This window comes from Lentzea sp. CA-135723, assembly GCF_050936595.1.
Lineage (GTDB): Bacteria > Actinomycetota > Actinomycetes > Mycobacteriales > Pseudonocardiaceae > Lentzea.
In genome coordinates this window covers 580427-593469 of record NZ_JBNJMK010000002.1, presented here as the reverse complement: position 1 = coordinate 593469, position 13043 = coordinate 580427, and the positions used below count along the sequence as shown (strand labels likewise).

The window sequence follows — 13043 nt, the reverse complement described above, 5'->3', positions numbered from 1 at the left end:
CCATGACGCTAGGGGCGCGATGAAAACGGTGTCAACGACGTGAGCTAGTTCCGGTACAACGGGTTCGGGCAGTCGACGTACCGGCTCGCCGCCCCCTCCGCCCGCGTCCAGCGCAGCAGCAAGTTCGCCTTGGCCGGAACAACGGGCGCGGCCAGCAACGACGAGAGCAACGCAGGCGAGCCGTGATCACGTGCGTAGTCGACGAAAACAGCGCGCGCCTCGCCCCACACGTCGAGCCCGGGGTGCCGCTCCAGCACCGCACCGGCGATCTCGATCAGGTGGTTGACGATCAGGCAGTACTGGAGCCGCTCCCAGCCCTTGGCCTCCGACACGCCGCGCGACCCGTCCAGTCCGTCCATTGAGGACAGCAGCTCGGCGTGCCGGGGCAGCAGCCGCATGCCCTCGGGGTCGCGGAAGATCGCCTGCACCGGCAGCCCGGCACCGTCCACGCCGACCAGCACGTTCTGCAGGTGGCACTCCATCACCACGCCGTGGGCGAAGAACGCGTGCAGGACCGGCGGCACGACCACTGAGATGTACTGCCGGAACCACCGCAGCGCGCCGTCGGAGTCCAAGCCGTCCAACGGGTTCCCGTCGAACCCCTCGCTGATCCCCGCCGCCAGCAACGGGGTCACGCCGGGCAGCACGTGCTGCCGAAGGCCGTCGCGCACCACGACGGCGAGGCCCTCGAACGACGAGGGAGAGGTCCGGTAACCGCGGTCGATCAGGAAGGCGGCACCGGGGAACACGGAGGAGATGTCCGCGAACACCGGTCTCAGCAGACGCGCGAGCGGCGGAATCCAGCGCAGGTCGTGCGCCCACAACCGGCGCACGTCGTTGGTGATCTGCACGTCGAGGCTGAACTTGTAGAACAGGTCGGCGGCGGGGTCGTAGACCGTGCGCACCGACGACGTCGGCCACACCTCGCCACCGGACACCTCGGCCGAGAGCCCCAGCAACGAGAGCTGCCACGGATGCGCGGGCAGCACCCCGGTGGGCAACGGCACCTCGCCGTCGTCGACGAACGCACCTTCCAGCCGCGCCAAGGGGAAGCTCGCGTGCACCTCGGGCGAGTACGGCAGCCACTCCGACGCCGGCGTCCCGCCGCGGCCCTTCGGCGCCGGGTGGTACCGGTGCCCGGCCACCAGCGCCTGCTCGGAGCGCTGGTAGAGATCGGCGGGCGGCGAGGTGCGCACGTCCAGCACGGCGGCGATGGCCGACCGCGAGCCTGCGATCTCGTCCAGGAACCCCACCGGCGGGTCTCCGAGCTCCTTGCTGATGAGCACAGCGAGTTCGTGCCACGCCAACGGTTGCCACGAACCGGTGAACACCTCGGGGTCGGACAACCAGCGGCCCTCCCGCGCCCGCAGCAGCGTGCCGGTGCGGGGCAGCCGGAGCGTGCCGTCCGCCCACTCCCCCACCTCGCGGCGCAGGCAGTTCAGCAGCGCCGTCGAGGTGATGCCGTCGGGATCAGTGATCGCTTCCACCGGTGTCCGCTTCCCTCTGGCTGTGTGTCAGGATCGAGTCATTCTGACGCACACGCCGATCGAGTCCGACTTCCTCGCCGCGCTCGACGAAAACCGCGCCGAAAGATTCCTCGCGGAGCTGCCGGGGGCCCGTGCGGCGATCCTCGCGCGCCTGCGCCGGGCGTTCGCGCTCGAACCGTTGCCGCAGGTCACCGCCGACCCGGACGCCTACGACCACCCGGTCGACCTCCTCACCGCACAACGCTGGCCCCGCTCGGAGAACCTGATCGCCGAGGTCGCCCACAGCGTGGCCGGACTGGCCCTGTCCCGCACAACCAGCCCGCTCACCACTCCATTCCTGGAGAGGACGCTCGAGGAGCACGAGCAGAGCGTCGTGGACGGCCACCCGTTTCACCCGTGTTGCCGCAATCGCACGGGTTTCACCGCGGGAGACCACCTCGCGCACGGCCCGGAACACCGCCCGATCGTGCGACTCGCGTTGCACCCGGCGGCACACCACGTGACGTTCGGCGACTGGCCGGAGGATCTTCGCGACGGCGACCGGATCCTGCTGCCCGTGCACCCCTGGCAGGCGGCCCGGCTGGGCATCACCACCGCGGGCGCCATGGACGCAAGCCCGCTGATGGCGTTGCGCACGCTCTCGACCGGTTCCTGGCACGTCAAGACGACGCTGAGCGCCCAGATCACCTCGGCGGTGCGGGACATCTCGGCGGGCTCGATCGCGACCGCCACGACCGTCTCCGACTTCCTGAGCTCCGCCGTCGAGGGCATCGAACTGCAGCACAACCGGGCATCCGCCGCCGTGCTGACCAACGGCGAACCGGACCGCCGGCTCGGCGTGATCCTGCGCGACAAGCCTGTGCCCCGTGACGGCGAAACCCTGCTCCCTCTGGCCGCGCTGCGGAACCACCGCATACCGGACCCGGTCGAGTGGCTCGCGGAGTTCGCCGAGCTGACCGTGCCGCCGCTGATGACGTTGCTCGCCCGAGGGGTCGCGTTGGAGGCGCACGAGCAGAACCTCGTGCTCGGCCTGGTCGACGGCCGCCCGAGCCGGGTGATCTACCGCGATCTCGCCGACATCCGGGTCAGCCCGCGCCCCGGCCTGCCGGAGAGGCTGCAGGCGGACCGGGAGGCGTTGCGCGCCAAGACGTTCGCGACGTTCTTCGCGACCGCGCTGACCGGCCTGATCGACACCCTCGACGCCGACCCGGCCGACCTGTGGGCGGTGGTGGCCAAGGCGATCCCGGACACCCCTGACCGGCACGCGCTGCTGAACGACCCGCTGCCGGCCAAGCCTCTCACGCTGATGCGCCTCGAGCCGGAAACCAAAGCCTGGGCGTACCTGCCGAACCCGTTCAGGGCTTGAGCAGCGCCGCCCGGTGCTGCCACGCCAGCGACAGCACGGCGGCACCGGCGGCCTGCGTAGGTTCGCGGTTCACGAACCGTTCGACGTTCTCCTCGGTGAACTCCAGCCCGCGCAACACCCGGCCCTCGTCGTTGTGCGCCACCAGGTCCCCGAACAACGCGTCGAACTCCGCCGCCTCGATCACCGCGACCGTCAGCACGTCCGTGGCGAACGTCAACGGGTCCACGCCCATCCCGAGGTAGTACACCCGCGCCGCCGCCGTCAGCCGCCGCGCGAACGGCCACGCGTCGTAGTCGACCGATCCGATCTCCTCCGCCCCGAGCATCTCCTCGGCGAACTCGCGGATCATGCAGTGCCACAACGAGAAGTCGGCCTCGGACGTTCCCTGGAACACCCCGACCGGCAGCACCTGGAACATCCCGCCCGCGTGCCCGACCCGCTTCGGGTCACGCCAGTGCAGGAAGAACGTCGCCTCCCCGGACGTCACGTCGTGCCGCAGGGTCAGCGTGCTGATGGCGACGTTCACCGGCCGCCGCCGCGGGTCGCACGGATCGCCCACCGCCGTCCGCAACGGCAGCCCCGCCACCTGGTCCGCGTACTCGTGCGCGCAGGCCTCGCCGACGTCGATGCCGTCGAAGTAGCTGCCGAGCCCGAACGTGAGGTGCCCGCCGTCGAACCCCAGCAGCCGGTAGGTCTCGCGGTTCTGGAACACCGCCGGCGCGGCGAGCGCGGCCATCGCGGCCGAGTAACTTCCGAACCCGTCGGGCACGGCGGACAGCGGCAACGCGGGCAGCTCCGGTGACTCGCGCAGGTCGAGGGACAGCTCCGCCAGCGGCACCGGCGCGGCCGGGGTCCAGTCAGGCGACGTCAGCAGGGGCGTGCCCGCGACCCTGGGCACGTCCGGGTACAGCGCGACGGCCTCGACGGCCAGACGGTGGCGGTGTTCGAGCAGGTGGGCGCGCGCGTCGAGCCACTGGGCAGGCGTCGGCATGACCCTCATTCGACTAGGGGCGGACATGACTGACCGACCGGGTCACCGCCTGACCCGGCCGCCGCTCGCTGAGCCCGTCAGGCCCGCCAGCGCCTCGACGCGTGGACGACCTCGCCGACCGCGCGCGCCAGGCTTCCGTCGGCGTCGACGTGGCTCTCGTAGTGCTCGGCCGGCAGTGGCTTGGCGGCCACCTGGGGCGGAGCCTCGTACGGGTCGCTGTCCTCCCACCGCAACCTGCGCGCCGTCTTCACGAACGCGATCGCCGCGGCCAGCAGCAGCACGCCGAGCACGGCGGGCCACAGGACCTCCTCCGCGACCGCGATGGCGAACTGGACCTGAGCCACCACGACGAAGACCACGGTCAGTGCGACCACCGACCACGGGGCCGATCTGCTGTCCTGTCTGCGCTGGGCGGCACCGGTTGCCCCCATTGGCGTCACCTCCACCGATGTTGCCTCGGACATCGGCGATTGATCGCACGGAGTTACAGGGCCAAGGGTACTCCTCGGTCGTTTGGTTGCAGACCGTCACCTTCCGGACATCCGCCACCAGCGCGAAGCCGCTGCACAGCGCGTGCGCGATTCACTCGGTGGTGTGATCATCAACTCGTGTCAGCACTGCACGCGGGAGACCCCGCCTCATTCGCCGCCGATGTTCTCGACGAGGGTCCGGCCGAGCTCGAGTTCGTGCCGGGCGTCGCGTCGAACCGTCCGACCAAGACGTGCGCGGGCGGCGCGCTGATCCGCGATTCCACCGGACGCGTGCTGTTCGTCGTGCCGACCTACAAGGCGGTGCTGGACATCCCCGGCGGCATGACCGAGGACGACGAGTCGCCCAAGGCCGCGGCCGTCCGGGAGATCCAGGAGGAGCTCGGGGTCGCGCTCTCACTCGGAGGGCTGCTGGTCGTCGACTGGACGCCCCGCAACGGGGTCTGGCGCGACTGCCACCAGTTCGTGTTCGACGGCGGCGTGCTCGACGACGCGCAGGCGCACGATCCGGAACTGGAGGGCGTCGTCTACCTGACGCTGGACGAGGCGAGGGACCGGATCTACCCGTCGCTGCACCGCAGGCTCACACTCGCCGTCGCCGCACAGGAGAGCGGTTCCACGAGGTACGCCGAGTTCGGCCGGGAGGTCTGATGAGGATCGTCTCGCTGCTGCCGGCCGCGACCGACGTCGTCGCCGAGCTCGGCCTGCTCGGCCACCTGGTGGGCCGCACCCACGAGTGCGACTGGCCGGCGGCCGTCGAGAGCGTGCCGGTCGTCACGAGCACCGGTGTCGACCAGAACGCGTTGAGCAGCCGTGAGATCAACTCGACCGTGCACCGCGGCTCGTCGCTCTACGGCCTCGACGCCGATCTGCTGCACGACCTCGAGCCCGACGTGATCCTCACCCAGGACCTGTGCGACGTCTGCGCTATCTCCTACCGCAGGGTGAGCGACACCGTCCGGATGATGGACATCGGCCCCACCGTCCTCAGCCTCGAACCTTCCACTTTGGACGAGGTGCTGCGCTGCCTGAAGACGGTCGGCGACGTCCTCGGCGTCGACAGCGCCGACAGGATCGCCGCGCTGCGCCACCGCGTCGACGTGATCGCGCGGCGGACCGAGGCCCTGCACCGCCCGCGCGTCGCCGCGATCGAGTGGCTCGACCCGGTGTGGCCGGCGGGCCACTGGGTGCCGGAGCAGATCACCGCGGCGGGCGGCACCCCGTTGCTCGCCGAACCCGGTGAGCACACCCGCCCGATCACCTGGCAGGCCGTCCACGACGCACGCCCCGACGTCGTGCTGCTGATGCCGTGCGGATTCCCTCCAGAACGGACGATGCGGGAGCTGCCGGACGAACCGCTGCCGCCGACGTGGGTCCTCGATGGACCGTCCTACTTCAACCGCCCCGGCCCGCGGGTGGTGCGCGGCGTCGAGGTCCTCGCCCACGTCCTGCACGGCATCGGCGAGGCGACCGAACAGGAGGCAACTAAGCTCCCGGCATGGACCTGAGCGCGTTCCCCCGAGTCGCACTGGGCAGCTGGCCGACCCCGCTCGAGCACGCGCCACGGCTCGCGGCCGCGCTCGGCAGCCCGCCCGTCCTGATCAAGCGCGACGACGTCAACGGCCTCGGCGCGGGCGGCAACAAGCTGCGCAAGCTCGAGTTCCTGCTCGGCCAGGCGATCAAGCAGGGCGCGGACACGATCATCACGTTCGGCGCGCTGCAGACCAACCACGGCCGGCAGACCGCGGCGGCGTGCGCGAAGCTCGGCCTGAAGTGCGAGCTCGTGCTCACGGCCAAGGTGCCGATGACGGGCGACGCGTACGAGCGCTCCGGCAACGTCGTGCTGGACCACATGTTCGGCGCCACCGTGCACGTCTGCCAGACCGCCGAGGAGACCGTCGCCACGTACGAGCGCATCAACCACGACAGGGCCGTCACGCTGCCCGTGGGCGGTTCGAACGGGCTCGGCGCGCTCGGCTACGTCGTGGCCGCCGTCGAGCTCGTCGGGCAGCTCAACGAGCGCGGCATCGACAACGCCACCATCGTCGTCCCCGACGGCTCCGGCGCCACGGCCGCGGGCATCGCGCTCGGCACCGAACTGCTGGGCTGGCCCGGCGAGGTGCGCGCGGCGAGCGTCTCGCACACCACCGAAGACGCCGCGAACGAGCTCCGCGCGCTCGCCACCGCCGCCGCGGAACTGCTCGGCGAGCCCGCCCCGAAGCTCGCGCACGTCACCGTCACCGACGACACGATCGGGCCCGGCTACGGCGTGCCGACGCCGGAGATGTGGAGCGTGCTGAAGCTGTTCGCCGAGACCGAGGGCGTGCTGCTCGACCCGGTCTACACCGGCAAGGCCGCGGTGAAGTTCCGCGAGATCGCCCCGGACAGCGACGTGCCGCTCGTGTTCCTCCACACAGGTGGTCTTCCCGGCTTCTACGGCTACGCGCCGGAGGCGGTGGCCGCCTTCTGACCGGCGTGATCAGTACTCTGGACGGCGTGACCGATCTGGCCGACCACCTGAGCGTGCTGCGCGATCTCGAACGAAGACTGCTCGTCTACAAGTTCGGGATCGAGGAGCTCATGACGAAGCTCCGCATCCTCAGCGAGGAGTTCGACGCGGTCCACCACCACGACCCGATCGAGCACATCAGCAACCGCGTCAAGAAGCCAGAGGGCATCCTGGAGAAGCTGCGACGCAAGGGCTTCCCGCTCGAGCTCGACACGATCGGCGACTGGCTCGACGACATCGCGGGCGTCCGCGTCGTCTGCCCGTTCGTCTCGGACGTGTACCGCGTGAGCGAGATGCTGGCGCGCCAGCACGACGTGGAGATCCTGCGCACCAAGGACTACATCGCGCAGCCGAAGCCGAACGGCTACCGCAGCCTGCACCTCATCGTGCGCATCCCGGTGTTCCTGTCCAACCGGGTCGAGCACGTGAAGGTCGAGGTGCAGCTGCGGACGATCGCCATGGACTTCTGGGCGACGCTGGAGCACAAGCTCTTCTACAAGTACGACGACAGCCCGCCCGCGGAGTTCGTGGGCGAGCTGAAGTCGACCGCGATGATCGCGGCGCAGCTGGACGACCGGATGGAGACGCTGCACCGGCGCATCCACCCCGCCTAGGGCTTGGTGATCTCCAGCTGGAGCTCGGTCACCCAGTCGGCGGGGTCGCCCTCGCCGTACTTCACGTACACCTCCCGCGCGAACCCGTTCTGCTGGTAGCCGTGCGCCTCGATCCAGGACGCGACGGCCTGGTAGGAGGTGTCGACGTCGTCCATGGTGCCGCGGTGCAGGATCGTCGCCGCCTCCTCCAGCGCGGGCAGGTCGACGATCTCGAAGTCGTGCGCGGCGGACGGTTCCACCGACACGACGACCCCGGCCCGCACGAGCACGGCGTCCCCTTCCGCCGCCTCGTAGGTGGCGATCCCGTAGCCGGCCGGCTCGACCCCCGCGCGCCCGAGCCGTTCGAAGAGCTGCGGGTACAGCGGCTGGATGACCGGGCCGATGTCGTCCGGCCCGTACGACGCGGCGGTCCCGGTCAGGCAGGCGATCCGGGTGGCGGGGACGGACTTCACGACGATCTCGTCGGTGGGCATGGCGCCCTCTCTTTCGATGACGCGGAGACGTGCCTCGACGCGGCGCAGGCGGAACTCGTCGGCGAGGATCTGCTGCCGCAGCTCGGCTCGCCGCAACGACAGCATGCCGTGGAGCTGTTCCGCGGAAAGCTTTTCGTCGAGCACCACACCCACCTGGTCGAGCGTCAGACCGAGGTCCTTCAGCGCCACCAGGCGGTTGAGTCGTTGCAGCTGCGAGGCGGTGTAGAAGCGGTAGCCGCTGGACGGGTCGACGTGCGCCGGTGGGAGCAACCCGACCGCGTCGTAGTGGCGCAGCATCCGCACCGACACGCGCCCCAGATGGGCGAAGTCTCCGATGGTGAACATGACTGCTCCTGTGTAGGGGCTGACACGGTGTCAGGGTCAAGAAATGATGGTTTGAGCAACGCACCGGGTGGGGATCCTGGGACGTTGACGAGAGGTGGCACATGACGTTCGCACATCCGGCGCTGTTCTACAGCGATGACGACTCCTACATCGACGGGACCGTCCCGTTCGTCGTGGAGGGTCTCGCGAACGCCGAACCGGTCGCCGTGGCGGTGCCGAGCAGGAACCTCGAGCTGCTCAGGGAGGCGCTCAGCGGGTTCGCCCACCTCGTGACGTTCATCGACATGGCGGACACCGGCCGCAACCCCGGCCGGATCATCCCCGAGCTCCGCGCGTTCGCCGACCGGCACCGCGGGGCCGTCCGGATCATCAGCGAGCCGGTGTGGGACCTGCGCACCGACGTCGAGTACCCGGCGTGCGCGCTGCACGAGGCGCTGGTCAACTACGCGTTCAGCGGCCGTGACCTCAGCATCCTGTGCCCGTACAACATCACCGCGCTGAACCACGACGTCCTGGCCGACGCCGAGAAGACCCACCCCGTCGTCATCGACGCGAGCGGCCACCGCCCCAGCGACCACTTCCACCCCGCACGCGTGGTCGTCGCCGCGCACTCCCTGCCGCTGACCATTCCCGTGGACGCGGTGAGCACCTCGGTCGGCGCCGGTGCGATGGCGGCGGTCAGGGCGTTCGCCCGTGAACAAGCAACCAAACACGGACTCGCACTGGACAGAGTTGACGACTTCGCCCTCGCGGTCACCGAGCTCGCGACGAACAGCGTGCGGCACGGCGGGGGCGAGAGCACGGTCCGGGTGTGGGCGGAAAGCAGAAGTATTGTTTGCCAAGTCAACGACAACGGCCACATCACCGATGTTCTGGCTGGACGCACCCCTGTTCACGCAAACGAACCAGGCGGTCGCGGTCTGTTGCTTGTCAACCGTTTGGCGGACCTTGTCCGCACCCAAACGACGTCAAGCGGCACCGCAATCCAAGTCAGATTCGATCTGACTGACAAAAAGGCGACTTGATCCACATACATTTGGGCGATCTCGTTATAGCTTGAGCACGTGCACGACGAGGAAGCGACGGAAATCGGTTACACGGGGGCTCGATTCGGGTCTCCGGCGACCCGCAGACGGCTGCACGCCGACGGAAGTGGAGACTTCAACGGCGCGGAGACGCAACAACTGCCCCGTCAGCAACCGTTGCGCCATCGCCCACCGGAACCGCCACCGGAGTGGCCTGTGCAAGAGGACGAAGCACCAGAGGTCCCCGCGAGGGACAGTTCGCTGATCCGCCCCTACGCCCGCACCGGCGGCCGCACCGCGGCCCGTCACGACCTCCGCCTGGAAACGCTCCTCTCCACCGACGAGGACCGGCTCTACCGCGCGAACAACGACCAGGCGGCGATGATGCGGCTGTGCCTGCAGCCGCGGTCGGTCGCCGAGATCTCGGCGCTCATGAAGATCCCGCTCGGCGTCACGCGGGTCCTGCTGAGCGACCTGATCACGCTGAACCTGGTCGCCGTGCACGAACCGGGCGACAAGCCGACCATCGCGCTGCTCGAACGCGTGCTGTCCGGGTTGCGCAAGTTGTAACCCGTTCGCCAGCGCGCGGGATGCCCCCAGGTCGCCGATAATTCTCGTGTGGCGACCTCCAGCGACGAGACCCAGAAGACGCCGGTCACGGACGAGTTCCCGACCGGCCCGTCCGCCGCTCCACCTGCTGTCCCGTCTGCTCCACCCGCCGTCCCGCCTGCTCCGGCGGCCGCACCGAAGAAGCTGCGGCCGACCCGGATCAGCGGCACCTGGGTCGCCGTGCTGGTGGCGATCGTGGTGCTGACGTTCCTGCTGGTGTTCATCCTGCAGAACGGCGACAACGCGACGATCCACTTCCTGTGGGGGCAGTTCAGCCTCCCGCTCGGCGTGGCGCTGCTGTTCGCCGCGATCGGCGGCGCGTTGCTGGTCGCGATCGTCGGCGCCGCCCGCATCCTGCAGCTGCGCCGTCAGGCCAAGCGGATCACTGGTCGTCCCTCGACCTCATCACCAGCTCGACCCGTGAGCTGATCCCGAGCTTGCGGAAGATCTTGCGCAGGTGGAAGTTCACCGTGTGCGGTGACATGAACAGCTGCGTCGAGATCTGCCGGTTGGTCTGACCCTTCGCCACCAGGTTCGCGATGGCCCGTTCGGTGTCGTCCAGACTGGACCATCCGGACTCGGGCCTGGCCGGTGCGGCCCTGCGCCTGCGGCCGAGCTTGCGCAGCCGGCCGAGCACCCGCGCGCTGTCGCGGGACGCGCCGATCTCCCGGTAGATCGCCAGCGCGTTCTCCAGCGCCCGCACCGATTCGGCCCGGTCCGGCGAGCCCGTCAGCAGCACGCCGAGGTCCTCCGCGGCGTTCGCCCGCGCCCACAGGTCGCGGTGCTGCTGCGCGGCGAGTTCCAGCAGCTTCGCGTCGGCGTCGAACAGGCCGCGCGCGTGGACCGCGGCCGCCGTCACCGCCGGGAACACCGGATGCTCCTCGGCGAGCCGTTCGGCGCGGTCCACGACGGCCTGCGCGAGCCGTTCGTCGCCGGCCTCCAACGCCCTGCGCACGAACCACCCGGCGGCACGGGGTTCCTCGGCGAAGAGGCCGGACGACACGAGGCCGGGGTACTCGTCGGTGAGCAGGGACATCGCCTTCTCGAGCCCGGAGCCGACGTAGGTGACGAGCACGTCGGCCCACTGGTAGTAGGCGCGGGAGAACACGATCCCGTCCGCGGCGACGTGCTCGCGGCAGCGTTCGACGTGCTCGATCGCGGCGGGCAGGTCGCCGGTGTGGATCGCGACCATCGCGAGCACCGCCAGCGCCGGCGCGACGACGGTCTCGTGGCCGGTCTCCTCCGCGACCGCGAGCGCGGCGCGGGCCTCGACGGCCGCCTCCTCGATCCGCCCCGCCTGCAACAGGATCCTGGCCTGCACGACCGCGGTCATGACCTCCCTGGTGACGACCGCGGACGGCCCGCTGCGCACCCGCCGCACCACGGTGTCGGCGTCGGCGAGCTCGCGCAGCCCGGAGAGCAGGGTCGCGAGCAGCAGCTGCGGGTACGCGCTGAGGTCGTGCGAGGTGCTCGACCGCGCGGCCTCGCGCGCGAGGTCCAGCGCGGCACCGGGCTGGCCGGTGTCGCGGGCGATCGCGGCCAGCACCGCGAGCGCCGTCGCCAGCACGTCGTCCGGCGATCCCTGGTGGGTGCGCACGACGGCCTCGGCGAGCTCCTCCGCCCGGCGCCGGTCGTGGCCGAGCAGGCCCATCAGGCGGGTGATCTCCACCCACGGCACGAGTTCCGGGGCCAGGCCGGGTTCGCGCAGCAACGCCTCGGAGATCTCCAGCGACTCCTCGTGCCGTGCGCCGAGCAGCAACGTCGTCGCGACGCAGTGCCGGAGCTTCGCCGCGGGTTCCGGGGACACGTGGCGGGACAACGCCTCCTGCGCGAGGGCCTGCGCGGCGGTGAGCTTCCCGGCGGCGGTGAGCGCTCTCACCGCCATGACCGTGCGGTGGACCAGCGAAGCGGACGCTTGGTCGGTGAGCTCCAGCGCGCGCACCGCGAGCTCGGCCGCGGCCTCCGGCGCGTTCCACAGCACGGCTTTCGCGGCACTGACGAGCCCGTCGATGGACCGGGCGTCGCCGCGCTGGGCGCCGTGCAGCAGGTGTTTGGCGGCGATGACGGCGGAATCCCCGCGCCTCAGCAGCATTTCGCCCGCCTCGCGGTGCAGGGCGCGGCGCACGGGCTGCGGCACCGAGTCGGCGACGAGGCGCCAGAGCAGGTCGTGCCGGAACGCGAGCCTGTCGTCGAGCGAGGTGACGACGCCGGCGGCGATGACCTCGTCCAGTGCGGGCAACAGGATCGCGGTGCTCGACGCGAGCATCTCCGCGACGTCACCGGGTTCGAAGCGCTGGCCGAGCACGGACGCGACCTGCAGCAGGTGCCTCGCCTTGCCGCTCAACGCACTCACGCGGTCGCGCAGCACCGCCTCGGTCGCGCGCGGAGAGCGATCCGGCCGCAACGCGGCGTGCTCGTCCACGATGACGACCTGCTGGTCCTGGGCCAGTGCGGCGAAGAGCCCGAACAGCGCGGCGGGATTGCCCTGCGCGATCGAGGCAAGCGCTTTCAGGTCCTGGTCGGGAGTTCCGCCGGCGAGGTCGGTGACGAGGTCCTCGACCACGTCGTCCGCCAGGGGGCGCAGGTCGATCCGGACGGCACCGCGACCGGCCGCGGCGGCGAACAGGCGGTCGGCGCCCTCGCCGCGGCGGCGGGCGAGCAGCCAGACGACCCTTTCGCGGGTGGAGGCGGGTAACAACGCGCGGAGCGCTGCCAGCGTGCCGGGTTCGGCCAGGTGGAGATCGTCGAGGACGACGAGCGTCGGGCCTTCCGGTTGCCGTTCCGCCAGGCGTGCCAGCAGAAACGGCTGGTCCAGCTCGTCCTGCGCGGTGGCGACCTCGAAGCCGCGGCGGGCGGCGAGGGCGGCGGTCTCGGCCAGCAGCCGGGTCTTCCCGGTTCCGGCCGCGCCGTCGACGAGCACCACCCCGGTGCCCGCGCTCAGCACACCGTTCAGGAGGTCCCGTTCTCCCTCACGGCCGCGGAACACCCCGTCACGATTCCCCGACACCCATTTTCCTTTCGCTCCGCGGCGGCGGAGAACAAGCGCTGCATTACCACAACGACCCTCGCGGCGACCACCCCCGAGCCGTCGCGTCTAGCCCGTTGGGATGCCCTCACGGGCCGATCGTGAAGCTGC

Annotated in this window: 13 protein-coding genes; 8 read left to right on the top strand and 5 right to left on the bottom strand. The window is 70.5% G+C overall.

Going from position 1 to position 13043, the window contains the following annotated elements; translation table 11 throughout:
- Positions 1 to 44: 44 nt before the first annotated feature.
- Positions 45 to 1487: an IucA/IucC family protein gene (locus ACQEU1_RS38815; protein WP_433213649.1), complete on the bottom strand. Its 1443-nt coding sequence runs from the start codon at positions 1485 to 1487 to the stop codon at positions 45 to 47.
- 22 nt (positions 1488 to 1509) lie between these two features.
- On the opposite strand from ACQEU1_RS38815, the gene ACQEU1_RS38810 reads away from it, so the two are divergent.
- Positions 1510 to 2853, top strand: a complete 1344-nt coding sequence (locus ACQEU1_RS38810) for an IucA/IucC family protein (RefSeq protein WP_433213646.1) — start codon at positions 1510 to 1512, stop codon at positions 2851 to 2853.
- Here the strand turns inward: ACQEU1_RS38810 and ACQEU1_RS38805 are convergent.
- Both ACQEU1_RS38805 and ACQEU1_RS38800 read right to left on the bottom strand, forming a co-directional pair.
- Positions 2843 to 3844: a hypothetical protein gene (locus ACQEU1_RS38805; protein ID WP_433213643.1), complete on the bottom strand. Its 1002-nt coding sequence runs from the start codon at positions 3842 to 3844 to the stop codon at positions 2843 to 2845. The two genes, ACQEU1_RS38810 and ACQEU1_RS38805, sit on opposite strands and share 11 nt — an antisense overlap.
- A gap of 77 nt (positions 3845 to 3921) precedes the next feature.
- The gene (locus tag ACQEU1_RS38800) at positions 3922 to 4275 is read right to left on the bottom strand and encodes a hypothetical protein (RefSeq protein ID WP_433213640.1); all 354 of its coding nucleotides are present in this window, start codon (positions 4273 to 4275) and stop codon (positions 3922 to 3924) included.
- A gap of 177 nt (positions 4276 to 4452) precedes the next feature.
- Between ACQEU1_RS38800 and ACQEU1_RS38795 the strand changes: the two genes are divergently transcribed.
- From ACQEU1_RS38795 to ACQEU1_RS38780, 4 genes are read left to right on the top strand one after another with little or no spacing between them, the layout of a single operon-like run.
- Positions 4453 to 4983, top strand: coding sequence for an NUDIX domain-containing protein (locus ACQEU1_RS38795; protein ID WP_433213637.1), 531 nt, complete (start codon positions 4453 to 4455; stop codon positions 4981 to 4983).
- Positions 4983 to 5840, top strand: a complete 858-nt coding sequence (locus ACQEU1_RS38790) for a cobalamin-binding protein (protein ID WP_433213634.1) — start codon at positions 4983 to 4985, stop codon at positions 5838 to 5840. Before ACQEU1_RS38795 ends, ACQEU1_RS38790 begins: the two co-directional genes overlap by 1 nt.
- Entirely contained in the window at positions 5831 to 6802 is a 972-nt protein-coding gene (locus ACQEU1_RS38785) for a D-cysteine desulfhydrase family protein (protein WP_433213631.1), read from the top strand. The genes ACQEU1_RS38790 and ACQEU1_RS38785 overlap by 10 nt, the downstream gene beginning before the upstream one ends.
- A gap of 26 nt (positions 6803 to 6828) precedes the next feature.
- On the top strand, positions 6829 to 7455 hold the full coding sequence (locus ACQEU1_RS38780; protein ID WP_433213628.1) for a GTP pyrophosphokinase: 627 nt from the start codon (positions 6829 to 6831) through the stop codon (positions 7453 to 7455).
- Here ACQEU1_RS38780 and ACQEU1_RS38775 read toward each other — a convergent pair.
- Positions 7452 to 8273 carry a MerR family transcriptional regulator gene (locus tag ACQEU1_RS38775; RefSeq protein WP_433213625.1) on the bottom strand — a complete coding sequence of 274 codons (822 nt, stop codon included), beginning with the start codon at positions 8271 to 8273 and terminating at the stop codon, positions 7452 to 7454. The genes ACQEU1_RS38780 and ACQEU1_RS38775 overlap by 4 nt on opposite strands.
- A 101-nt stretch (positions 8274 to 8374) precedes the next feature.
- On the opposite strand from ACQEU1_RS38775, the gene ACQEU1_RS38770 reads away from it, so the two are divergent.
- From ACQEU1_RS38770 to ACQEU1_RS38760, 3 genes are all read left to right on the top strand, one after another.
- Positions 8375 to 9298 carry an anti-sigma factor RsbA family regulatory protein gene (locus ACQEU1_RS38770; RefSeq protein WP_433213622.1) on the top strand — a complete coding sequence of 308 codons (924 nt, stop codon included), beginning with the start codon at positions 8375 to 8377 and terminating at the stop codon, positions 9296 to 9298.
- A gap of 216 nt (positions 9299 to 9514) precedes the next feature.
- Entirely contained in the window at positions 9515 to 9868 is a 354-nt protein-coding gene (locus ACQEU1_RS38765; protein ID WP_433213619.1) for a DUF742 domain-containing protein, read from the top strand.
- Between the two features lie 48 nt (positions 9869 to 9916).
- The gene (locus ACQEU1_RS38760) at positions 9917 to 10336 is read left to right on the top strand and encodes a LapA family protein (RefSeq protein ID WP_433213616.1); all 420 of its coding nucleotides are present in this window, start codon (positions 9917 to 9919) and stop codon (positions 10334 to 10336) included.
- Here the strand turns inward: ACQEU1_RS38760 and ACQEU1_RS38755 are convergent.
- Positions 10290 to 12914, bottom strand: coding sequence for a LuxR C-terminal-related transcriptional regulator (locus tag ACQEU1_RS38755; protein WP_433213613.1), 2625 nt, complete (start codon positions 12912 to 12914; stop codon positions 10290 to 10292). The genes ACQEU1_RS38760 and ACQEU1_RS38755 overlap by 47 nt on opposite strands.
- Between the last annotated feature and the right edge of the window lie 129 nt (positions 12915 to 13043).